Below are 21,492 nucleotides of genomic sequence, written 5' to 3'. Positions count from 1 at the left end.
GCATTCTCGAAACCCGGGCCAAACGGGAGAATCTCTTTCTTCGGCTGCTGGTCCGCCTTCAACTCAAGGCGTCCTGGCGCTGAGCGCAGGCGCGCAGCCTGCTGATCGCCCGGTGTTTGGTCACCCGCACGCGTGACGACGTCGTGCCGAGCGCCGCCGCGGTCTCGTTCGACGTCAACTGGCCGATCACCCGCATTCCCAGCACCTCGCGATGGGAGACCGGCAGCATCCGCAGCAGCCTGCCGAGCCGGACACCGAGGTCGGTCCGCAGAGCGCGTTGCTCCGGCTCGTCCGCGGCGACGGCCGGACACTCCGGGAGTTCACCGGTCAGAACCTGTTTGCTCCGCGCGGCCTTGCGGAAGACGTCGGCCACCTTGTTCGCCGCGATGGCACGCAGGAGGAACAGGAAAGAGCCACCGCGAAGGCCGTAACCGGGAACGGCGACCAAGACCGCGAGGCAGATCTCCTGCGCGACGTCGGCCGGTTCGAGGTAGGTCAGATCGCGGCCGCGGAGCCGGGTTTCGGCGTACTGCCGCGCCCATGGAGAGAGGGCCGCCATGAGGTCGTCCATGCCGTGCGGCTCGCCGTCCGCCGCGGCCTTGGCCAGGTCGTCCCACCCGGCCGGGGAGATCCAGGTCTCGCCCTCGCCGGTTCTTCGCACCGGAAAATCGTCGCCGCCGCCCATGTCCCGCTCCCCACGGATGAGAAAACCGGCCGCCGAGGTCCAGGACGGAACGCGGACCACGGTAGTCGAGTAGTCCGGCCACCTCAATCGACGAAAGTCCGCGACAAAGTGTCCACCTTGGCGCGAAACCGGACAGGTTCCCACCGTTGGTCTAGACAAGTTAGAAGTCGGGACGTAACTTTCCGTGCTGAGACCCCTCGCCAAGGTCTCAGCCAGGCCGGGAACGCGCCCCCGGCCGACATCCGCAAGCACCGCCGTGGCGCGTTCGCGCTCCGCGGCGGGATCCAGCCGAGGAGTGAGCTGTGCGCATCCGTCAGAAGATCCGGCGCGTCTTGACCGCGTTGGCGGTCGTTCTCCCACTGGCCACCGGGGTTTCGGCGCTTTCGGCACCCACCGCGGTCGCCGCCGGTCCCGATCCGCTGCCGCTGACCGTCACCAACAATTCGAACCGCACCGACGCCGTCCACCTCTACGTGCTCAGCACGAACCTCAACACCGGCAGGCTCGGCTACGTCACCGCGAGCGGCACCTTCACCCCGTGGCCACCCGGCGCGAACCCGCCGAGCCCCGCACCGGACGTCGCGATCGCCGGCCCCGGCAACGGCGGCTCGACCACATTGCGGATCCCGCGGATGCTGTCGGGCCGCGTCTACCTGTCGTTCGGGCAGAAGATCAAGTTCTTCCTGACGCCGGACGGGCTGGTGCAGCCGGCGCCGTGGGCGGACGGGGACCCGAACCGCGACATCCTGTTCGACTGGAGCGAATTCACCTACGACAACGCGGGCTTGTTCATCAACAGCTCGCAGGTGGACATGTTCAGCGTCCCGCACGCGGTCGGGCTGACCAACGGCGCCGGCGCGAACAAGGAAGCCGGGCGCCTCAAGGCGAACGGCCGGGAGAACATCTTCAACGCCGTCCAAGCGCAGCCGGCTTTCTCGAACTTGGCCTACAACCGGCTGAGGGTCCTCGCGCCGGGCAAAGGTCTCGACTCCGGCAAGTTCAGCGGTAACTACCTCGACGGCTACGTCACGAACGCCTGGAACACCTACAAATCGACGCCGCTGACCGTGGTCCCGTTCGAAGCCGAACCCGGCAAGAAGTTCACCGGCCGGACCGGCGGGGACGACGTCATGCGGTTCACGGACACCTCGGGCGCGACGGTCGCGTCGTTCAGCAAGCCGAGCACCCGCGACGTCTTCAACTGCGACGGACGGCTGCAGGCGCCGAACGACCAGGTCGTCGGGCCGATCGCGCGGACGTTGTGCGCGGCACTGCACCGGTCGACCCTGGGTCACCTGCACACGCAGCCGACCTACGACGCCGGCCAGTTCTACAAGCAGACCGTGACCGACCACTACTCGCGGATCGTGCACGAGCAGATGGTCGACGGCAAGGCGTACGGATTCGCCTTCGACGACGTCGGGCACTTCGAGTCGCTGGTGCACGACGGTGACCCGCGTTCGGCGCGGATCATCCTGACCGCTTTCTAGGCGGCGTCGGTACAGCTGGTCGTGAGTGGCGAGTCGGGTTCTCACCCGAATCGCCACTCACGACCCCGGCGAGCGACCCGTCAGCGCGCCCCGCTCCCGATCCGCCAGGCCGACAAGCCGATCCCGTTCGGTCCGATCCCGCTCGGCTTGAGCGAGCGCACCGGCGGTTCGGGGGTGCGGATGCGCGCCAGCTCCTCCGGCATGTACCGCACGCATTTCCGGTGCCATTCCAGGATGCCCGACATCCAGTTCTTCATGTTGTCCGCGTACCTGGTCAGCACCGCGCGGACCTCGTCGTCGAGCCCGAGGTCGTCGCACATCCGCGGCAGGCCCTCGTCCGCGAGCTGCTCGAACTGTTCCATCCGCGCGTTCATCAGGCGGGCGGTGATGTCCCTGGCCTGGAATCTGTCCACGTCGAGGAAGCGTTCGACGACGTAGACGAGGTTGTGCACCTCGCCCTCGTACTCGATCTCCTTCTGGTAGGAAAAGAGATCGTTGGCGAAGGTCGCGTAGTCCTGGGCGGCGGTGTCCAGTTCGAAGAGCACCCGGTTCTGGTAGATCTCCGGCGGGACGACGTCGCCGAGTTCGAGCCGCGCGAGGCTTTTCGTGAGGTCCGAGCCGAACGTCCGCCGCCGCATCTCCACGTAGTCGATCGGGTCGGGGACGCGGTTCTGCGCCTGGTTCGCCACCTCCCAGACCCAGCTCGCGATCATGCTCTCGACCGCACGCCGGAATCCCGCCCGCGCCTGCGGTGTCATCGGCCCGGCGGTGCGGTTCCACAGATCCGTGAGCCCTCGCTCGATCGGATCGGCGGGCTCGGGCACCGGCTCGCCGTCGAGCGGCATGAACAGGGAAAGCCGGTCACTGCAGAGCTTCGCCGCGACAGGGTCCCGCCGCATCCCGAAGATCAACGGGAAGTAGTCGTCGCCGTAGGTGCCCCAGGCGAGCCAGTCCGACGACAGTTTGAGCTGTTCGAAGTCCGCGTCCGGGTGGATCATCGCGGCACAGTGCGGCAGGTCGATGCCGCGCATCCGGCGTTCGTCCCAGACCCCGCCGAGTTCGACGCCCGGCACCGAGTCGAACATGCCCATCTTCCGCGCCCAGCCCGGGGCGTACTCGCGGGCGGCGGCCAGGTGCGGGCTGGTGCGGACGGGGTACGGCATGCGGAATTCGGGCAGGGGAAGGTGTCCTACCGGCGCGAACGGCGGGGGCGCCTGCTGCCGCGTCCGCTGGACCAGGCCCAACCGGTTCGGCGAGAGCCGTAGTGACTCCGTGCCGAGCCCCGTCGGGCCGCCGAGGGGACGGTTCGTGCCGGAGACCGGGCCTTCGTTCATGTACCGGCTGGATTTCGCGTGCCATTCGTGGCCGCCGGACTGCCAGTCCTGCAGGCCCTTGACGTACCGGCCGATCCCGATCTGTTCCGGCAGCGGGACGTCGTGTTCGGCCAGCAGTGCCGGCACCTCGACGAGCGCGGTGTTCTCGAACTGCTGCAGCCGCGAGGTCAGCAGGTCGTTGGTGAGTTCGGCGGCCTCCTGCGTCGAACAGTCGAGGAACTTCTCGAAGACGAGGACGGCGTTGGAGTTCTCGCCTTCCTCACGGACTTCGCGCTGGTAGGAGAACAGGTCGTTGCGCAGGTGGACGGCGTCGGCGAAGGTGTCGCGCAGCACCTCCAGCGGCCTGGTCGCCGCGACCTTGTCCGGTACTTCGGCGCCGACGGCGTACTCGATCAGGTTGGCCGACCACGGTGCTCCACCGACGCGGCGGCGCATCTGGATGTATTCGACGGGGTTCGCGATCCGGCCGCGGTCGATGTTGTCGAGTTCCCAGAGCGATTCGACCATCAGGTTGTGCGTACTGGTGACGAATCGCCGCCGCCAGGCTTCCGACATCGAGGGAATGGTGCGCGCCCAGAGGTCTTTGAGCCCGGCTTCGGCGGGGTTTTCCGGCTCCGGCGGTGTTTCTCCCGGCCCGGTCATGAACAGTTCCAGCCGGTCCAAATAGGCCTTGGCGCCTTCGGTGTTCCGGGTGTACTTGAATTGCGCGAGGAAATCGTCGTCGAAGAAGAACACCCAGACGTACCAATCCGTGACCAGATCGAGGGACGGCCCGTCACAGTCCGGATGAGTGTGCGCGCAGAGCAGCGCGTAATCCATCTTCGCCAGCGCCTGCTCGGTCCAGACGACGTCGCCGGACGGCGATGGCGAATCGAGCATGCCCATCTCCCTGGCCCAAGCCATGCTGTGCGTCCGTGCCGCTTCCAGATGCGGATTGATCCGTGCCGGATGCGGCACGTAGAACTCGGGCAAGGTGAAAGCCTGCATCTGCGACTGCCTCCCGGACGGATGTCGAATACGTCTCGACATTTCCAGCCCCACGCCGCGCCCGGCAACGGCCACCCGAGCGATTCCGCGCACCATGGAGTGAATCAGTCCCAGAGTGACTTCGAGTCGATATAGGGAGCGAGAAGCTCGGTCAAAACCGCGTCGCCTTTTCCGTCGAGTTCGTCCTCGGCGATCCGCCGGGCGGCCCCGACCAGGAAATCGGCCACCTGCACCCGCGGGTCCGTCCGCGAATCCACGAACTTCAACCCGGCCAGCCCCGGACTGGACCGGATTTCGGCGAGCCGCTCCCCCTTGAGCGACGGCTGTTCGTCGTGGACGACGAAGACCGGCTCGCCGCCCCCGCTCCAGCATTCGACGGCGCGGAGGATCGCGGGAACCAACGGATCGAGGACCTTGGCGTCGCGCAATTCGGCGACCTTCGCCCTCAGTTCCTCGGTGTCTCCCACCATCGCGAAGAACGAGCCTGCCGCGGGATCCCGCCGGTTCCTCGTCCGCAGCACGTCGTTGAACGCGGCCAGCAGTGCGTCGTCCGGGGCGACGTCCTGGCCGACGAGTTCGCGGAGTTCGTTCGCCAGCAGCAGTTTCTTGTCGACGAGGTGAACGTGCGCGCGCCCGTGGACCGGACCCAGCGGGCCGAGGAACCATTCGAGGACACGCCGGTGCTTCGTGCGGAGCAGGTGGTTGGCCTTGTATTCGACCGCCGGCGAACGGATCCGGCGGCGCAACTCGACCAGGCACGCCGCAGCCTCTTCGATGCTCAACCGGACTCCCGCGTGCGCGAACACGCCGGTCTGCCCACCGATCAGCTTCTCACCCTCGGACCCGGACTCGTCGCAGGCGATCTCCAGGGGCACGTCCGGATCTTGCCCGATCGCACCGGCGTCGTCGACCCACTTACGCGGGCTCGGGCAGCGGCTCGCCCGTCTCGAGCAGCGTCTTGAGGCTCGACAGGATCGACGGCCAGCCGCCCTGGACCATCTCCAGCACGGTGCTTCCCGGCTCGAAACCGTCGTGCACGACGGTCAGCTTCACGAGATCGCCGACGGGTTCGAGGTCGAACGACACCTTCGACCTCGGCTCGGCCGCGAGCTTGGCCGACACGTCGTCGGCGATCTCCATGGACTTGGCGAACTCCGGGGTGAAGGTGTGCCAGGTGTACGAGAGCCGCCGGTACGGATCGGACTCCAGCACGACCTGCTCAGGGTCTTCGATCTTCACTCCATGCTGTTCCCAGGCCACCGTCGACCCGGCCTTCCAGTCCGAAGTGAACTCACAGCCCCAATACTGCTTCGTGAAGGCGGGATCGGTCAGCGCCCGCCAGAGCCGCTCGGGCGTTGTCTTGATGTAGCTGGTGTAGACGAATTCGTCGCTGCTCATGGGTTCCTGCTCCAATGCCTTCTTGAGGTCGGCGAGCGCGTCGACCCGGCCCTGGTGGTACCGGTCGATCCAGCGCTCGGCGATCGCGTTGATCGGCTCCGCGTTCACGTAGTGCAACTTCTCGCGGCCACGCCACACCGTGGTCACCAGATTGGCCGCCTCCAGCACGGCCAGATGCTTGCTGACCGACTGCCGCGCCATGTCCAGCCCCGCGCACAACTCACGCAGGGTCTGCCCGTTGCGGGCGTTCAGGTCGTCGAGCAGCCGGCGGCGACTCGGGTCGGCCAGCGCCTTGAACACCTCGTCCATGTCGCCTTCCCGATATGCAGCCGTTCAGCTGCCTCTGACATTAGGCAGCCAACTGGCTGCATGTCAAGCCGACTACAAAACGTGACAAACCATCATGTTTGCGTCACCGTGTACGGGTCGGCATAATCGAACGCGTGTTCTACGCCCTTCCCAGCCCGCGTTCCGCCATGGCCGAAGCGCCCAGACCCCGCGAAAGACCTACGCTGATCCCCATGGCGGATCGCTGGGACGACACGGAACGGGCCGCGCTGGTCGCACTGTTGCGCACCCGACCCGACGGTCTCACCTGGCGTGATCTCGCACGCCAGATCGAGCAGCGACAAAGCGCACTTCGGCTCTGGGAGGAGCACTATCCCCCTGGCCTGTTCGACGAAGACATCCAGAGCTCCGTCCAGAACTCCGCACTGAATGAAGCCCGTCTTGACATCGACTCGTGGCGCGATCTGGGCTTTCTCACGTTCATGGACGATCTCTACCCGCCGCAGCTACGCGAGATCCACGACTTCCCGCCTGTCCTTTTCCATCGAGGCAAGCTGCCCGCGGAGGAGATCGGGATGGCCGTGGTCGGCTCTCGCCGAGCCTCGGAGCTAGGCCTGCACATCGCCCGCTCCGTCGCCGTCGGCCTTGCCGACCGAGGCATCACGGTGGTGTCCGGCCTTGCCAAGGGTATCGACGCGGCGGCGCACACAGCGGCCCTGGACTCGGGTGCCCGGACCGTCGCGGTGATCGGCACCGGAATCACCCGGCACTACCCAGCGGAAAATCGTGAGCTGCAGGACCGCATCGCGACCGAGGGCCTCGTGCTCTCCCAGTTCTGGCCGGACTCCCCACCGACGAAGCAGTCGTTCCCCATGCGGAACGCCGTGATGTCGGGGTACAGCCGGGCGACGATCGTCATCGAAGCCGGTGAGCACAGCGGAGCACGCATTCAAGCGCGCCAGGCCGTCGCACACGGACGTCCGGTCATCCTTACCGACCTCGTCGTCCGCGACAACAAGTGGCCGTCAGAGCTGATCGACCGCCCCGGCGTCTATGTCGCGACCAGCACGGCCGAGGTCATCGCGGCCGCCGAGCATGTCGTTTCCGGTCCCGCTGAGATCGACGCACTGCTCAATCTCGCCTCCGACAGATGATCTCACTCGCCAGAGCGTCGGAACTGGCACACCTGCTACGCGCGGAAGTCGGCGGCTTCTTTTGCAATACTCGCCGGGGATCGACTGGTATCTGTCCCATCTGCACAGGCCCGTCGTCCGGCTTCTGCTGTCCCCAGTGTCGTGCGGCGCGGACGACCTTCGGCGACGCACTCGCCGATCTGGTCGTTCCGCTCGCCTACGCGAAGAGCAAGATGAATCCGACTCACCAATCGGAACACCACGTCTACGGGTACAAACGCCGGCCACCCGCGCCCAAATGCGAACGGGACCTGCGCCTGATGGTGCGCGTCGCCGGTCTTCTGCACGGCGCGTGCATCGCGGATGCCGTCGGCCCATGGCAAGCCGTCACGTTCGTACCGTCGGCCAACCGTCCCGGCTCGGAACATCCCAGTGCGGGACTTGCTCGCCAGATCGCCGATCTGGCCCCTGAGTCGCAGCGAATCCTGCTGAACATCGGCCCTGGTTTCGATACGGAACCACTTCGTTCCCCTCGGCTCGATCGGTTCACCCTCGCCACCACGTTCCGACCGGCCGTCCAGGGACGCCATGTACTCGTCGTCGACGACACGTGGGTTTCCGGCGACAAGGCGCAGTCCGCCGCCTTGGCGCTCAAGGCCGTCGGGGCCACGAAAGTAACCGTCCTCTGCGCCGCCCGCTGGTTGCGCCACAACTGGGACGATCATCGGCGACTGATCGAGGATCTCCACGATCCCTATGACGCGTTGCGGTGTCCTGTCACTGGCGACGCCTGCCCCGTCGTCGACTGACGCCACTCACGAGTCTTGCGTTTCCCCCGTCGGAAAGAAGATCGCGCTCATCAGGTGCGGCTTCCGTCCCGGCCCCGGCACGTTCGCCGCCCGGGCTTTGAAAACCGCGAACAGGTCGTCGACGAACTCCGCCAACTCCTCGGGCGTCAGCCACAACGTTCCCTGCCGGTACCCGACCGAGTCGGCGACCGGGTCCGAACCATCCCGATCCAGGTACGCGTTGAACTCCGAGAGCAAGGCGGCCATCGCCGCGGCGAAGCCCTGCCGGTGGTCGTCCGACGTCATCGCCTTGGCGTCTTCGAGGTCGATCCGCGCCTTGTCCGCACTCAGGCGGAAGTGCCGCTCGACGGCTCCGTGCACCCGCCGCTCGTCGACGACCTCCAGGATCCCCGCCTCGGCCAGCAGACCGACATGCCGGTACGCGGAGGTCTTGGGGACATCGGGCATCCGCGCGCACAGCTCCGACGTCGTGCGCGTGACGCCGCCGTACATGGCGTTCACGATGCGTAGTCGGACCGGATGCAGGAGCAGGTCGAGAGTGTTCACCCCGGAACGATCCCACAAGTGGTACCGTTCCCAAAAATGGGAACGGAGGCTTCATGGCCAAGCTGACCGCCGACGCGGTGATTCCACTGGACACGCTCGACCCCACCGCTCCGCTGGACGATCTCGACTGGCTCGGCAAGGCGATCGGCGACGCACGTGTGGTCGCGATCGGGGAGAGTTCGCACTACAACCGCGAATTCGCCCAGCTACGCCACCGCGTCCTGCGGTATCTGGTCGAGAAGCAGGGCTTCCGGGCTTTCGCGTTCGAGTCGGGGTTCACCGAAAGCCGGCTGGTCGACGACTGGGTCCGCGTCGGCGACGGCGAACTCGGCCACGTCCTCGCGAACGGCATGACCTCGCTGACCGGCCTGTGGACGGAGGTCCGCGACCAGCTGGAGTGGCTGCGCGCGCACCCCGTCGCCTGCTACGGCATCGACCTGGGCGGCTCGAACATGTCGCTGATTCCGGGACTGGACGCGGTCTTCGCCTATCTGGCGGAAGCCGATCCCGACTTCGAACCCGACCCGGTCATCCGAAAGACGGCGAATGTTTTCGCGGTGCCGTCACCCTTTTCGGTTCCCGCGGCGGTCGGCGAATACGGAAAGCTCCCTGCCGAGACGAAGGACGCCTTGACCGCGCGGCTCGCCGGCCTCACGACGCGCCTGTCGGCACGCCGGCTGGACTATTCGGCCGTCACAGGCACCGAGGCTTACGAACGAGCCTTCGTCACCCTCAAGGCCGTCATCACTCTTGAAGCCGTCGTCCGCGCGATGACCGCCGGCGACCTGCACGCGGCACTGGAGGCGCGCGACGCCACGATCGCCGACACCGTCGAATGGATCCTTCGCTCCGAAGACCGGATCGTGCTGGGCGCGCACAACGGCCACGTCCAGCGGTGGCGCGGAACCATGCCCGGCGTCCCGCCCACGGCACCGATGGGCCTGTTCCTCGCCGACCGGCTGGGCACGGACTATGTCGCCATCGGCACCACGTCGGGCACCGGCAAGACCTTGAGCAACGGCCCGGAGTTCTACGCGGGCGAGTTCTTCACCGCACTCGAAGCGCCTCGACCGGACAGTCTCGACGGCGTATTGGCCGCGAGCCACGATGGACTTTTCGCGACCGATCTCCGCAGACTGTCCTCAGTGGACAGTGAGGCCGTCCGGGCGGTCACCGAGCAGCGGATGGGGTCGTTCTATTCCGGCGTCAACGCGCTCGAAGCGTTCGACATCCTGGTTCACGTGCCGCTGGTTTCCCCTGCCGAACCGGACCGGGACGCGCTGACGTATGCGCCACAGGAGGTTCAGGAAATGTTCGCGAAGTGGATCGCCCTTCTTCCCTGAACAGCCCTGACGTCTACTGTGACCACCGTCACTGTTCTCCAGGCTGTCGCAACCTCCGGTGATGGTGAACGCCTTCAAGCTCAGGAAGAACCGAGATCGGAATCTGGGGAGCACATGAAAAGACTTTCCGTCATCCTGACCGCGATAGTGGCGGTACTCGCGTTGACGCCCGCCGCGTCCGCCGGTGCGACGACCACCCGTTTCGACCGGGAACTCCAAGCCCGGATCGTGAAAGCCCAGGCCTACGCCGACAGCAGGCCTGGCGACACCGGCATCGTCCTGCGGGACCGGTGGACCGGCGCCGTCTACCGCAGCGCGGCCGCCGGGACCCTCATCTGGGCCTGCTCCACCCCGAAGCTGGCGATGGTCGTCGACCTGTTGCTGCGCAACGATTCCGGGGCCGTCAAGCTGACCGCCGAAGACCGCGACCTCATGCACCGGATGCTCAACTCCAGTGACGACGCCGCCGCACACACCCTGTGGACGCGGTACGGCGGGGAGGCCGAATTCGCCAAGCGCTTCCCGTCCTACGGGATGACCGACATGCGGTTCACCGACCAGCACCCGCATCACTGGGGCTGGATCCTGACCACCGCGAACGACCTGGACCGGCTGATCAACTACGTCCTGACCAAGCTGCCCCGTCAGCACCGCGACTACATCGTCCACGAGATGCGCAACGTCGACGTCAACCAGCAGTGGGGCGTCTGGGGTGCGGGCGCCGCGGCGCGGCCGGGCAACAAGGACGGCTGGTCCGACGACAACGACGACGGCTCCTGGATCATGAACTCCGTCGGCTTCGTCGGCCCGCACGAGCGGTACACCCTCGCCCTGATGAACAACACCAAGGTCATCCAGAACGGCTTCGAAACCGGTCAGGAGACCACCACCAAGATCAGCGAAATCCTGTTCAAGGGATATTTCAAGGGCTGACCCACGCGGTGGCGCCGGGCCCGGCGGATCTCCCCCGGGCCCGGCGTGGTCCGAAGTGCTGGACATCGTCGGGCTGAGTGAAATCGACGCCGAGGTCTACGACGCCTGATCGGCCTCATCGAGGTGATCCACGGGAACGCCTGCCCCGGCGCCGCTCAACCGCGGTATGAGTCGTACGAGAGGTATTCGCCGAAGTCGTCCTTCGCCCAGTAGACGTCCGCCCATCGCCCCCCATGCTCCGGCGAACCCTCGTACACGATCTCCACGAAACTCCCGTCGTCATGGCCGGGCAGGGCAAGCCGTTGGTTCCTGCTGTACAGGAACAGCGTGGCACTCGTGTAGTGCTTCCCGCCGCGGACGGGCTGTCCACCGAGGATTCCTTCCCAGCAGAGCCGAAGGGCCTGGCCTTTCGGGGGCGAACTGCGGATGAGGCAACAGAAAGAGTCGCCTTCGAAGCATTCTTCGAGTGGTCGCCCGAGCAGGACCGGCTCTTGGAGGTACTCGCTCAGCTCTTCGACAAGCCTGGTGATCCATCGATGCCGTGGATCGTTTTCATCGGCCATCCGCGCCCCTCGTTCCTTCGAATATCGACGCCGCGCCGGCGTTCTTTCCGACCCGCCCGGCGAAGGGAGGTCGAGGATCATGGGTGACCGTAGGCGCGATCCATGAAATTCCCATGACAGCCTGTCGAACAGCGGGGCTCCGGCGGGAGCGTCTTGAGGCTTCCTACTGCGTTGTCTGCGTGAAGTACGTGATGGCCCCGCTGCTCGCCCCCGTCAACTCCACCACGACACGTTTGACTTACCCCGCAATACCCCAAAGCGGAACCGTACATAGTCGGACACCGGTGGAGGACTCGTTCTTGATCATCCGCGCAGGACGTATCCGACGCCGCGCACGGTGTGGATCACCGGCGGCTTGCCGAGCTTGTGCCGCAGCTGTGCGATCAGCACCTCGAGCGCGTTGGGCGACGGGGGCACCAACTCGTCCCAGCCCGCGTCGGTCAGCTCGCGGCGCCGGACGGGCTCGCCCGCCGCGACCATCAGCCGCCGCAGGACCGCGAACTCCTTACCGGTCAACGTCAACCTGACGCCACCGCGGCGTGCCTCGTGCCTGCCGGTGTCCAGTTCGAGGTCGAGGAATCTCAGCACCGGGGCGGGCCCGGAGTCGCCGCGGCGGCACAGGCTGCGCACTCGCGCGATCAGTTCGGCCATCGCGAAGGGTTTGACCAGGTAGTCGTCGGCCAAGGCCAGCCCGGCGATCCGGTCGGCGACCGTGTCGCGCGCGGTCAGGAACAGCACCGGTACCTTCCAGCCATCCCGGCGGCGTTCGCCGACGTAGCCGAGGGAATCCCCGGACGGCAGCATCCGGTCGAACACGACGCAGTCGTAGGCGTTGACACTCAACGCTTCGTCGGCGTCGGGGAGATCCTTGGCGACGTCGACGGCGAAGCCGGAACCGCGAAGTGAAGCCTCGACGGCTAGCCGGAGATCCTCGTCGTCCTCGGTGACCAGTACACGCACCCGACGACCGTAGCGTGACGCGCCGGCGGCATCACCCGGCGAGTTCCGCCAGCCAGCCGCGGTCAGCCGTTTTCGCGCCTGCCTGGAACCGGCTGCGCGCGCCGAGCCGGTGCATCAGATCGGACACCATCCTCCGCACGGTCCGCACGGAGATGCCCAGCCGGGCCGCGGCGGACTCGTCGGTGTAACCGTCCACGAGCAGCGCCAGCAGGGCCAGCTCGCGTCCGGTCGGCCCCGATCCGGTGGGCGGCGTTCCCGCGAGCCACAGCCGTTCGAACAGCCCGGCCACGGCCTTGACCACGCTGGGTAGCCGGAACACGACGAACTCGCCGCAGTCGTCCCCCGGCAGCAGGGCGAGCGTGCCGTCGACGACGATCGCGGCCATCGGCACGGCCGCCACGGTGCGGATTTCGGCGCCGTGGGACACGAACGTGTCCAGCCGCCCGGCGACTTCCGGGATGATCCTCGCCTCGATCGGCGCGAGTACCCGGTAACGCACGCCGCGCCGCAGGTTGTCACGGTCGGCGTCGCGGAACGCCCGCAGCGGCCCGGCCGTGCTGGTCGGCGCCGCCACGACGAGCACCTCACGGGTCGCCGACGCGAGTGTCGCATCGATGTCCGCCCGCGGTGCCCACCCGTCAGGCAGGGAAAGGCAAGACCGGTCTAGTCCATAATGGATAGTCGTCATGCCACCCGCTCCAGCTGTCCGGACGGCGCCCGGCTGGGTCCCAAGTGGACGGTCACGGCCGAGGCGAGCGAGAAGTCCCGCCCGCGTGTCGTGACGATGGCGGCGCTGCGGCCGGTGGCGGGCAGCAGTGCCGCCACCTGGCCACGGGACGCGGCGTCGTCGAAGACCAGCAGCACCCGTCGCCCGGCAAGCTCCGAACGCCACAGCGCGGCGCGTTCGTCCACATCGGACGGGATCAGCGCGGGCGGGAGCCCGAGGCCGCGCAACAGCCGCTCCAGCACGGCCGCGGTCGTCACCGGCCGGGTACCGCCGTGCAGCTCGACGAAGAACTGACCGTCGGGAAAGCGCTCGCTGACCCGATGGGCCGCGGCCACCGCGAGCGCCGTCTTCCCCACCCCGGCCGCACCGGTGACGACGACCGCGGGCGCGCATCCGGTCAGTGCCCTGCCCAGTGCCACGAGTTCCCGATCCCGGCCGACGAGCGGCTCGACGGCCCGGGGCAGCTCCCGCCGCGGCCGGTCCGGTGCCCCGGAGCCGTGCACCGCCTGGAACGCCTTCATCAGCTCGGGTCCCGGGCGCACCCCCAGTTCGGCGGCCAGCAGCCGTCGCGCCCGGTGAAACGTGGCCAGCGCCTGCGCCGGCCGTCCCATCACGTGCTGGGCCCGCATCAGCCGCGCCCAGACGTCCTCGCGCAGTGGATCGTCCACGGTCAGCGCCTGCAGTGTGGCCACCGCGTCGGCCGTCCGCCCGAGCCGGAGCTGGGCCTCGGCGAGCGACTCCCGCAACTGCCGGTGCAACTCGTCGAGCCGCTCGACAGCGTCGTCGGCGAGGACGTCAATCCCCTCGAACGGCCGCCCGCGCCACAGCCGCAAGGCCTGCTCCACCAGTGTCAACGCGGTTCCCGGCGCCCCCTCGGCCAGTGCCCGCGCGGCATCGTCGGCGAGCGCCGCGGCACAGTCGGCGTCCAGCTCACCGGGGCCGACGTGCAGCCGATAGGCCCCTGCCCGGCCCTCGATGCGGGGACCGTCGTGTTCCGGCAGCAGCCGGCGCAGCTGCCACATGTACGTCTTCAAGTTCGCTTCGGCCGAAGCCGGCGCGGCCTGTTCCTGCCAGGTGTTCTCGATCAGCCGATCCACCGCGACCCACGCGTTAGGCTGCACCAGGAGCGCGGCCAGCACCGTGGCGGGTTTCCCGCCGGGCGGCCGCCCCGTGACACCGTCGCGGCCACGCACCTCGAGTGGCCCCAGGACCTGGAAGAGCACCATGCTCACACCCCTCTCCCTCGTGTCCTCCTACGATCGCGCCATGTACCTGAGGTTCCGATGACAGCGGAGTCAACCGCGCTCGTGCTGGTCGTGGAAGACGACGAAGACCTCCGGGTGGCGATCACCGCCGAGCTGACCGGGAGCGGCCTGCGCGTCCGCGAGGCCGGTGATCTGGCACAGGCCGACGCCGAGCTGGCCGCGGGCGGGTTCGCCTGCGCGGTGTTCGACCGGATGCTGCCCGACGGCGATTCGATCGATTACGTCCACCGCCGTCGACAGGAAGGCTGGGCGGTCCCCGTGCTGTTCCTGACCGCGCGCGACAGCCTCGCCGACCGGGTCGCCGGATTCGAGCACGGCGGCGACGACTATCTGGTGAAGCCGTTCGCGGTGGCCGAGATGAGCGCCCGCGTCCACGCGCTCTACCGCCGCGCGGGCGCCGGACGGCCGTCGGTGCTGCGCCACGAGGACCTCGAAATGGACTGTGCCCGGCGGCAGGTGCACCGCGGCGGCACCCTGCTCACCTTGAGCGACAAGGAGTTCGCGGTGCTGGAGTACCTGCTTTCGCGGCTGGATCAGGCAGTCGGGCGTGACGAGCTGATCGAGCACTGCTGGGACATGAGCACCGATCCCATGTCCAATGTGGTCGACGTGGTGATCCGGCGCCTGCGGGTGCGGCTCGGCGAGCCCGAACTCATCCACACCGTCCGTGGCCGCGGCTACCGGATCGCGAGCCGGTGAACGGCTCCGCGGCCGATCGCCTCCGCCGACTGCGGTGGCTGCTCACGTGGCTGTTCACCGGGCTGAACGCCGCCGGGCTGGTGGTACTCGCCTGGCTCGCCGTGAGCGCCGACCTCCAGCAGCGCGAAGTCCAGCTGGACAGCGAGCTCGCCCGCGTCACCGCACCGGTCAAACGGCTGATCATGGGTGAGGGCGACGCCATCTCCACCGCCTACGTCGGCCAGGACGAAGTGAACCGGCAATGCCCGCAGTTCGTGATCCTGCCCAGCGGCGCGGGCGGGTTCCCGCCGTACGCGAGCGGCCGGACCTGTGTGCCGATCGACGCCAGGCGGTTACAGACCTTCGCCGACCTGTCGGTGCGGAACGGGGCCGTGCTCAACGGCTACAGCAGCGGAACCGCGGGCGAGATGGTCCGCGTCGGCGTCGAGCCCTTCCGCAACCGCAACAACCAGGAGTCGGGCGCCATCGTGGCGGTCGCCGACGCGCGGGACGCCCTCGCCGCGCACGAACAGCTGAAACTGCTGGTCATCGGCGGATGCGTGCTGCTGCTGGGCGCCATCGGCGTGACCGGGCACGTGCTGTCCGGACGCGCGATCCGGCCCGCGACCGCCGCGCTCCAGCAACAGGAGATCCTGCTCGCCGAGACCGCGCACGACCTGCGCACACCGGTCGCGGCGCTGCGCGCGCTGGCCGAAGCGGCGGTGCGCAACCCCGCCGAGAGCGACGAACTGCTGCCACGGACCGTCCGCCTCGCCGGGCGGATGGGCGGCATCATCGACGGCCTGCTCGTGCGCGCGCGGCTCGCGGCCGGGGTCGAATCGCTGGCCGTGCAGCCCGTGCGGCTGGACCAGCTCGTCGCGAGCGTCGTGGCGGAGACGCCGTCCGAGGGCGCTCAGGTGACGCTGGTCGCGGCGCCGTCGACGGTCTCCGCCGACCCGACGCTGGTCCAGCGCGCGGTGGCCAACCTGCTCGACAACGCGCTGCGCTACGGACGGCGTCCCGGCTACGAGGCTATCGTGCACGTCACCGTCGCCGGCGGTCAGGTGACCGTCGCCGACAGCGGGCCCGGGATCGACTCGTCGGTCGCGGAAGAGACGTTCGACCGGTTCACCAGCGGCGGCGGGTCGAGCGGGCTCGGCCTGTCGATCGTGCGATGGGTCGCGCTCGCACACGGCGGCAGGCTGCGCGTCTACAACGCCGAAGAAGGCGGCGCGATCTTCGAATTGAAACTGCCGGAAGTGTCCTGACCGGGAAATGTATCCGAGCGGCTCCATTCTGTACCTGGTTCTTCTATGATCAGACGGTGCCGGAGAGGGGATTCAAGCGGCGTATGCCGCTCATCGTGCTGTCGGCCACCTGCCTGGCGATCGTGATCGCCGTCGCCACGGGGGCGGTGAAGCCGGTGCCTGGCCTTGGCCTCACGCAGCCCGGGCACTGGGTCGCCAACCCCGCCCTCGGCCTGGTCTTCTTCGTCAACGGCGCCAACCGGAGCGTGGACGCCCAAGCCGCCGTGCCGGGTCTCGAACCCGGCTCCGACGTGGTCCAGGGCGACACGAGCGCGTACGTGATCGGTCAGCGGCGGATCATCGAGTTCGGCAAGTCCGATCTCACGGTGAGCCGCACGGTGGACCAGCCGGTGACCGGTGAGCGGCCGGTCCTGCTCGAAACCGCCGGCGGACCCTACCTCGTCTTCCGCGAGGCGGGGCGGGTCGTCCGGCTCGGCGACGCGTTCGCGTCGATCGACACGGGCGGCTCCCTCGGCGATCCGGTGGCCACCTCGGACGGCACGGTCTGGCTGCAGCGCACCGGCGACGGAATGCTGTGCCGGCTGTCGAAGGGCTCCGACGCCGTCGGCTGCCCGGTGCAGGCCACCCGAGGACATTCCGGTGCGCTGACCGTCGTCGGCGACACCCCGGCGTACGTCGACACCACGGCGAGCACCCTGCAGACCGTCAGCGACACCGGGCTCGGGAAGCCGCTGCCGCTGAACGCGTCGTTCAGCCCGGGCGCGCAAATCGCCTCGGCCGACGCGGGCGGGCGGATCGCGGTCCTCGAACCGGGTTTGCGCAAGTTGTACTTTCTCGACGCCAGTGGCCTGAGCGCCGGGCGCCATCCCGGCCCGCCCAAGACGATCGAGCTGTCCGACGGCCAGTACTCGCGGCCGACCGCTTCGTCCTCGGCCGTCGTCCTGCTCGACTTGACCCGCAACACCGTGCTCACCTACTCGCCGGACGGCGCCCCGCGGCACACGATGCCGATCCCGCCGGACAACGGATCGCCGAAGCTCTCGCGCGGCGAGGACAAACGGGTCTACATCGAAGGCGCGCAGGGAAACCACGTCCTGGTGGTCGATCAGGAGGGCACGGTCGCGAAGGTCGCGGTGACGGCCGACAAGCCGCCGGTTCCGCAGTCCACGCCGCCCCCGCCCTCGACGGTTCAGCTACCCCCGCAACGAGGCAACGGCGGCGAGCGGCCGAAATCGCCGCCACCTTCGAAGCCGCGGCCACCGTCGCCACCATCGCCTCCGACGTCCGCCAAGGCGCTGGCGGCGAGCCCTCCCGCCATTCCCGGCGGCCTCCGCGCCACCTTGGCCGGCGCGACGGCGAACGTCACCTGGGGCGCCGCGGCGCCGAACGGCGCGGCGGTGACGGGATATCGCGTGTCGTGGACACCGTCGTCCGGATCGGGCGCGGGTTCGGCCACGCTCGGCGGCGACGCGCGGTCGACGTCGATCCCGAATCTGCGCGAAGGCGTGACCTACACGATCGCGGTCGCGGCGGAGAGCCGCGCGGGGCGAGGCGCCCCGGCCACGGCGAGGGTCACCCGGCCCGCGGCGCCGAAGCCGACGATCACCATCAGCCGCGGCAAGACCGGGACCTACGACGAGACGTGCGAGGCGCCCGCGTGCGCCAAGATCCACGTGGTGATGAAGGGCTTCAAACCCGGCGCCCGCGTCCTCGTCAGGCCATGGTCGAGCGATCCGGATTACGACAACGAGGGTCACACTTGCGAGATCCCGGCCAGTGGTAACTGCACCTTCGAGGCGTTCGACTTCGGCCAGGTCGGCAATCAGGTGTGGGTGGTCTCCGACACCGGGGTGAAGTCCAACGTCATCACCTGGAAGTCGGGCTAGCGAACGCAGCGGGCGCCGCGGATGCCCTTGCTCTCGCTTTCGTAGGAATGCACGAGGTCGGTCGCCTGTACGACGAAGCAGTACTGCCGACCGGGCTGGACATCGACCCGGTAGGTCGTGCCGCTCTCGACGTAATGAGTCTTCCGCGGCAAGTCCACGCCCGCGACGATGACGGCGTAATGCAGCGCGGACCCGGTGCTGCGCCAGGAAAGTTGAACGTAGCTGCCGTTGTCGACCGGATCGGCGAGGTCGAGGCGCACGGGGTCGGCGGTCGTGGTGGGCACGCTGGTCACCGGTTCGGCGCTCGCGGGCGGCACGGGCAGCTCACGTGGCCGGTTCTGCAGCACGAAGACCGCTGCCGCGGCGAGGAGCACGGCCCCGGCCGCGACGCCGACGATCAGCCGGGTTTTCCCCTTACGGTGGGATTTCGCGTGCTCCGGGCCGTAGTCCAGAATCGGCTCGCCGAGCGGGCGCGGGGTGGCCGAGACACCGGGGGTCGCGCCGAGCCGGGTGGCGACCAGGGTGGCGTCGATGGGACGGGCGCCGGGGTCGCGCGCCAGCAGTGAGGCCACGAGCGGACCGAGCCCCGCCGGGAGGCCGGGCCGGTCGATCGGCGGCACCGGGCCGCTGAGCACGCGCAGCGTCAGCTCGTCCGCGTTCTCGCCCGGCTCTTCCCGCGCCGGGGAACGGCCGGTGAGCGCGAAATACAGCAGCGCGCCGAGGCCGTAAAGATCGGTGCGTTCGTCGCGGACGCCATCGGTGATCGTTTCCGGCGCGAGGAACCCCACCGCGGAATCGCCGGGGAAAGACTGTCGCAACGCGAGCCCGAAGTCCGCCAGGACCGGCGCGCCTGACGCGCGGAAGAGGACGTTGCCGGGCGTCATCCCGCCGTGGACGACGCCGGCCTGGTGCGCCGCGGCCAACGTCGTCGCGAGGGCCTCGCCGAGGGAAAGCACGTCCTGGACGGAAAGCGGCCCGAAGGCACCGACGAGTTCGGCCAGCGATTGCGTGCAGAGTTCCATCCGGACGCCGAACCGGCCGTCGGGCAGGTCCTTCGCTTCGGTGGGGACGAGGACCGTGCCGAGCTCGCTCAACGAGTTCAGCGCGGAGAGTTCCTTGTCCAGTTCGGCGCGGGTGCGGCGATCGACGCGACCGGGGTACACCTTGAGCGCGAAGGCCTCGCCGGTCGTCTCGTCCATTCCGGCCAGCACGGTGGCGGCCGGGCCCTCGCCCAAGGGCACCAGCTCGTCGTCTTCCATCGCTCCCAGTCTGTCATCCGAGAGCCGTCGACGGCGAGCATGTCCGGTAATTGCCGCCTCCGCCGATGTACCGCGGATGTATCCGCCATGGACCCCCGCGGGCCACTCTTGCCACCACGGCGGTGGTTTCTCCACGCCCCACAACCTGAGGAGGCGAACATGAAGCGGAATCTGCGGCGCGCGGCCGTCTACGGAGTGGCCGGGCTGGCGACCGCCGCGCTCGGCGCGACGACGGCGAACGCTTTGGTGGACAGCACGGACGACAGCGCCGCCCCGGCGCCCGCACAGGCCCAGGCCCCGGCCCCCGCGCCCGCTCCGGCGCCCGCACCCGGGGCCGCGCCGGTCGCGCCGAAGCCGGTGAACGTCTTGCCGAAGGCGCCGACGGCGGCCGCGCAGCCGGCCGCACCCAAGCCCGCGCACCACGTCAAACCCGCCGCGGCCCATCGCGCCGCCGTCCCGGCGGCGTTGTCGAAGCCGCAGGTGAAGAAGGTGCGGCAGGCGCCGGAGCAGAAGCGGTTCGTGGTGCAGGCAGCGGCCAAGGCGCCGACGGTGTCTCCGTTGCGGATGGCGATCGCTCCGGCCACCCCGAAGCTGGACACCGCGATCAAGGCCGTCGACGACGCGCGCAAGACCGTCAAGAACGCAGAAAAGACGTTGCGCGACGCCAAGAAGCGGCTTGCACAGTCCGAAAAGGACCTGAAGAACCTGCGGGACTCGATGAAGCCGACCGCGGGCAAGAAGCCTTGCCACGACCATCACGGCGCGCACGACCGGATCAAGAAGGCCAACCTCCCCGACGATCTGGCGAAGCGACTCGCCGCCCTTCGTGTGGAAGGCAAGACCGTTTCGAAGACCACACACAAGTCGGGCAACACGGTCACGAAGACGGCGAGCTCGTCGGGCAACGGCGCGTCCTCGTGGTCCAGCGCGACTTCGACCAACGGCACCGCCTCCGCCAACGCCTGGTGACGCCATGACCGCCACGCTGGAACCCACCCAGTACATCGTGATCCCACAAGAAGTCTGGGAGTGCGAAGACGCGCCGCCACTTCCTCCTGCCGACGAGTTCGAGCTTGACCCGGAAGACGAAGCGGAATTTCTCGCTTACGAACGCGAACCATTGAGCTTGGGCGCATACACCGGCCTCGGCGGCGCTACGGGCTCGCTGGCCTTCGGCATCGCGGCGGGCGTATTGGTGGCGTCGCCGATGGGCCTGGTGGTCGGTGTGGCGGCGGGCGTCTTCGGCGGCCTGATGGGCCACTCGCTGGCCGAAGAAATCTACGAACGCAAGCACTGAGCTGAAAATCTCGAAATTCACGAAGGTCACGGGGAGTGCGGCGAAAGGGGGATCGTGAGCGGTAATGACGGTTCTAACCGTCATTACCACTCACGACGCGCAGGCGGGCCGAGGCTTCCGTGAAATGAGCGTCGCCGAGGTACCCGCCGGCACCACCTGGTTGACAAAGAATGAATCCGAAGTGTATCCGCTTCGACCAACATCGCGCTTGACCGAACGCGCAGTCGAATTGCCACTGGGCGCAGCGGTATGAAGCGCGCCGAGAACAGGAGGTCTGATGGAAACCGCAGGACGTCCGCTGACCAGGTCGATACTGTACGGCCTATCAGGCGGAGCGTTGTCAGCACTCTTTATTCTCGCCGCCGCTCAACAAGCCGAGGCGGCTCCCGCCACGGGCGGTAAAGGCGGATCGGGCCAACCGGTCAACCTGCACAAAATCATGAAGAAGAACACGCAACCCCAGCAGGCGCAGCAGAAGACCCAAGAGCCCAAGACGGAAAAACCGCAAGAGAAATCCCCGCCACGCCCCACCATCCCCGTAGGCGGCAAAGGCGGCTCCGGCCAACCAGTCGACCTACGCAAAATCATGAAAAAGGACACCCAACCCCAGCAGACACAACACAAAACCCAAGAAACCAAGACA

Annotated in this window: 21 protein-coding genes; 11 read left to right on the top strand and 10 right to left on the bottom strand. The window is 68.2% G+C overall.

The genetic code is table 11. The annotated features are described in order from the left end of the window. Positions 1–58 precede the first annotated feature (58 nt). Positions 59–661 carry a sigma-70 family RNA polymerase sigma factor gene (locus ACZ54P_RS31495; RefSeq protein ID WP_465465225.1) on the bottom strand — a complete coding sequence of 201 codons (603 nt, stop codon included), beginning with the start codon at positions 659–661 and terminating at the stop codon, positions 59–61. A gap of 326 nt (positions 662–987) precedes the next feature. Here ACZ54P_RS31495 and ACZ54P_RS31490 point away from each other — a divergent pair, with 326 nt between their 5' ends. Beyond that, positions 988–2,175, top strand: coding sequence for a beta-1,3-glucanase family protein (locus ACZ54P_RS31490; protein WP_465465224.1), 1,188 nt, complete (start codon positions 988–990; stop codon positions 2,173–2,175). A gap of 80 nt (positions 2,176–2,255) precedes the next feature. Here the strand turns inward: ACZ54P_RS31490 and ACZ54P_RS31485 are convergent, their stop codons facing one another. The 3 genes from ACZ54P_RS31485 to ACZ54P_RS31475 all read right to left on the bottom strand — a co-directional run bounded on the left by ACZ54P_RS31485 (position 2,256) and on the right by ACZ54P_RS31475 (position 6,203). Then, on the bottom strand, positions 2,256–4,496 hold the full coding sequence (locus ACZ54P_RS31485) for a terpene synthase family protein (RefSeq protein ID WP_465465223.1): 2,241 nt from the start codon (positions 4,494–4,496) through the stop codon (positions 2,256–2,258). A gap of 104 nt (positions 4,497–4,600) precedes the next feature. Further along, positions 4,601–5,371 (bottom strand): DUF3800 domain-containing protein, encoded by a 771-nt coding sequence (locus ACZ54P_RS31480; RefSeq protein WP_465465222.1) that lies wholly within the window; start codon positions 5,369–5,371, stop codon positions 4,601–4,603. 40 nt (positions 5,372–5,411) lie between these two features. Beyond that, positions 5,412–6,203, bottom strand: coding sequence for an ArsR/SmtB family transcription factor (locus tag ACZ54P_RS31475; RefSeq protein ID WP_465465221.1), 792 nt, complete (start codon positions 6,201–6,203; stop codon positions 5,412–5,414). Positions 6,204–6,415: 212 nt separating this feature from the next. Here ACZ54P_RS31475 and ACZ54P_RS31470 point away from each other — a divergent pair, with 212 nt between their 5' ends. Together ACZ54P_RS31470 and ACZ54P_RS31465 are read left to right on the top strand one after the other, a co-directional pair. Beyond that, positions 6,416–7,336 carry a DNA-processing protein DprA gene (locus ACZ54P_RS31470; RefSeq protein WP_465465220.1) on the top strand — a complete coding sequence of 307 codons (921 nt, stop codon included), beginning with the start codon at positions 6,416–6,418 and terminating at the stop codon, positions 7,334–7,336. 212 nt (positions 7,337–7,548) lie between these two features. Then, positions 7,549–8,124, top strand: coding sequence for a hypothetical protein (locus ACZ54P_RS31465; RefSeq protein WP_465465219.1), 576 nt, complete (start codon positions 7,549–7,551; stop codon positions 8,122–8,124). Between the two features lie 6 nt (positions 8,125–8,130). Here the strand turns inward: ACZ54P_RS31465 and ACZ54P_RS31460 are convergent, their stop codons facing one another. After that, positions 8,131–8,670, bottom strand: a complete 540-nt coding sequence (locus tag ACZ54P_RS31460; protein WP_465465218.1) for a helix-turn-helix domain-containing protein — start codon at positions 8,668–8,670, stop codon at positions 8,131–8,133. Between the two features lie 53 nt (positions 8,671–8,723). On the opposite strand from ACZ54P_RS31460, the gene ACZ54P_RS31455 reads away from it, so the two are divergent. Further along, positions 8,724–10,013 (top strand): erythromycin esterase family protein, encoded by a 1,290-nt coding sequence (locus tag ACZ54P_RS31455; protein ID WP_465465217.1) that lies wholly within the window; start codon positions 8,724–8,726, stop codon positions 10,011–10,013. A 114-nt stretch (positions 10,014–10,127) separates the two neighbouring features. Next, positions 10,128–10,946, top strand: a complete 819-nt coding sequence (locus tag ACZ54P_RS31450; RefSeq protein WP_465465216.1) for a serine hydrolase — start codon at positions 10,128–10,130, stop codon at positions 10,944–10,946. A 155-nt stretch (positions 10,947–11,101) separates the two neighbouring features. Here the strand turns inward: ACZ54P_RS31450 and ACZ54P_RS31445 are convergent, their stop codons facing one another. From ACZ54P_RS31445 to ACZ54P_RS31430, 4 genes are all read right to left on the bottom strand, one after another. Beyond that, positions 11,102–11,509 (bottom strand): hypothetical protein, encoded by a 408-nt coding sequence (locus tag ACZ54P_RS31445; RefSeq protein WP_465465215.1) that lies wholly within the window; start codon positions 11,507–11,509, stop codon positions 11,102–11,104. A gap of 303 nt (positions 11,510–11,812) precedes the next feature. After that, the gene (locus tag ACZ54P_RS31440; protein WP_465465214.1) at positions 11,813–12,469 is read right to left on the bottom strand and encodes a winged helix-turn-helix domain-containing protein; all 657 of its coding nucleotides are present in this window, start codon (positions 12,467–12,469) and stop codon (positions 11,813–11,815) included. Between the two features lie 31 nt (positions 12,470–12,500). Then, positions 12,501–13,157, bottom strand: a complete 657-nt coding sequence (locus ACZ54P_RS31435; RefSeq protein ID WP_465465213.1) for a helix-turn-helix transcriptional regulator — start codon at positions 13,155–13,157, stop codon at positions 12,501–12,503. Next, a complete protein-coding gene (locus ACZ54P_RS31430; protein ID WP_465465282.1) occupies positions 13,154–14,422 on the bottom strand; it encodes an AfsR/SARP family transcriptional regulator in 1,269 nt (422 codons plus the stop codon). Before ACZ54P_RS31430 ends, ACZ54P_RS31435 begins: the two co-directional genes overlap by 4 nt. 57 nt (positions 14,423–14,479) lie before the next feature. Here ACZ54P_RS31430 and ACZ54P_RS31425 point away from each other — a divergent pair, with 57 nt between their 5' ends. The 3 genes from ACZ54P_RS31425 to ACZ54P_RS31415 are packed head-to-tail and all read left to right on the top strand — an operon-like array spanning position 14,480 to position 18,293. Continuing rightward, on the top strand, positions 14,480–15,160 hold the full coding sequence (locus tag ACZ54P_RS31425) for a response regulator transcription factor (RefSeq protein ID WP_465465212.1): 681 nt from the start codon (positions 14,480–14,482) through the stop codon (positions 15,158–15,160). After that, the gene (locus tag ACZ54P_RS31420) at positions 15,157–16,407 is read left to right on the top strand and encodes a sensor histidine kinase (RefSeq protein ID WP_465465211.1); all 1,251 of its coding nucleotides are present in this window, start codon (positions 15,157–15,159) and stop codon (positions 16,405–16,407) included. Before ACZ54P_RS31425 ends, ACZ54P_RS31420 begins: the two co-directional genes overlap by 4 nt. 56 nt (positions 16,408–16,463) lie before the next feature. Continuing rightward, positions 16,464–18,293, top strand: coding sequence for a fibronectin type III domain-containing protein (locus ACZ54P_RS31415; protein ID WP_465465210.1), 1,830 nt, complete (start codon positions 16,464–16,466; stop codon positions 18,291–18,293). On the opposite strand, the gene ACZ54P_RS31410 is transcribed toward ACZ54P_RS31415, so the two are convergent. After that, a complete protein-coding gene (locus tag ACZ54P_RS31410; RefSeq protein ID WP_465465209.1) occupies positions 18,290–19,552 on the bottom strand; it encodes a serine/threonine protein kinase in 1,263 nt (420 codons plus the stop codon). The two genes, ACZ54P_RS31415 and ACZ54P_RS31410, sit on opposite strands and share 4 nt — an antisense overlap. A 159-nt stretch (positions 19,553–19,711) precedes the next feature. On the opposite strand from ACZ54P_RS31410, the gene ACZ54P_RS31405 reads away from it, so the two are divergent. The 3 genes from ACZ54P_RS31405 to ACZ54P_RS31395 form a co-directional block, all read left to right on the top strand. Further along, entirely contained in the window at positions 19,712–20,521 is an 810-nt protein-coding gene (locus tag ACZ54P_RS31405) for a hypothetical protein (protein ID WP_465465208.1), read from the top strand. A gap of 4 nt (positions 20,522–20,525) precedes the next feature. Continuing rightward, on the top strand, positions 20,526–20,849 hold the full coding sequence (locus tag ACZ54P_RS31400) for a hypothetical protein (protein WP_465465207.1): 324 nt from the start codon (positions 20,526–20,528) through the stop codon (positions 20,847–20,849). 277 nt (positions 20,850–21,126) lie between these two features. Further along, a partial coding sequence (locus ACZ54P_RS31395; RefSeq protein ID WP_465465206.1) for a hypothetical protein occupies positions 21,127–21,492 on the top strand: 366 nt, incomplete at its 3' end.

The sequence above is a fragment of the Amycolatopsis sp. NPDC034160 genome (genome assembly GCF_055575355.1).
Note: the sequence above shows the minus strand (reverse complement) of the source record. Positions and strands in the feature narration are given on the sequence as shown.

Excerpts from the sequence above, each read along its gene's own strand:
- ACZ54P_RS31485 (WP_465465223.1), bottom strand. The coding sequence starts at position 4,496 with ATGCAGGCTTTCACCTTGCCCGAGTTCTACGTGCCGCATCCGGCACGG.
- ACZ54P_RS31470 (WP_465465220.1), top strand. The coding sequence starts at position 6,416 with ATGGCGGATCGCTGGGACGACACGGAACGGGCCGCGCTGGTCGCACTG.
- ACZ54P_RS31450 (WP_465465216.1), top strand. The coding sequence starts at position 10,128 with ATGAAAAGACTTTCCGTCATCCTGACCGCGATAGTGGCGGTACTCGCG.
- ACZ54P_RS31465 (WP_465465219.1), top strand. The coding sequence starts at position 7,549 with ATGAATCCGACTCACCAATCGGAACACCACGTCTACGGGTACAAACGC.
- ACZ54P_RS31425 (WP_465465212.1), top strand. The coding sequence starts at position 14,480 with ATGACAGCGGAGTCAACCGCGCTCGTGCTGGTCGTGGAAGACGACGAA.
- ACZ54P_RS31405 (WP_465465208.1), top strand. The coding sequence starts at position 19,712 with ATGAAGCGGAATCTGCGGCGCGCGGCCGTCTACGGAGTGGCCGGGCTG.
- ACZ54P_RS31445 (WP_465465215.1), bottom strand. The coding sequence starts at position 11,509 with ATGGCCGATGAAAACGATCCACGGCATCGATGGATCACCAGGCTTGTC.
- ACZ54P_RS31475 (WP_465465221.1), bottom strand. The coding sequence starts at position 6,203 with ATGGACGAGGTGTTCAAGGCGCTGGCCGACCCGAGTCGCCGCCGGCTG.
- ACZ54P_RS31400 (WP_465465207.1), top strand. The coding sequence starts at position 20,526 with ATGACCGCCACGCTGGAACCCACCCAGTACATCGTGATCCCACAAGAA.
- ACZ54P_RS31410 (WP_465465209.1), bottom strand. The coding sequence starts at position 19,552 with ATGGAAGACGACGAGCTGGTGCCCTTGGGCGAGGGCCCGGCCGCCACC.
- ACZ54P_RS31430 (WP_465465282.1), bottom strand. The coding sequence starts at position 14,422 with ATGGTGCTCTTCCAGGTCCTGGGGCCACTCGAGGTGCGTGGCCGCGAC.
- ACZ54P_RS31435 (WP_465465213.1), bottom strand. The coding sequence starts at position 13,157 with ATGACGACTATCCATTATGGACTAGACCGGTCTTGCCTTTCCCTGCCT.
- ACZ54P_RS31455 (WP_465465217.1), top strand. The coding sequence starts at position 8,724 with ATGGCCAAGCTGACCGCCGACGCGGTGATTCCACTGGACACGCTCGAC.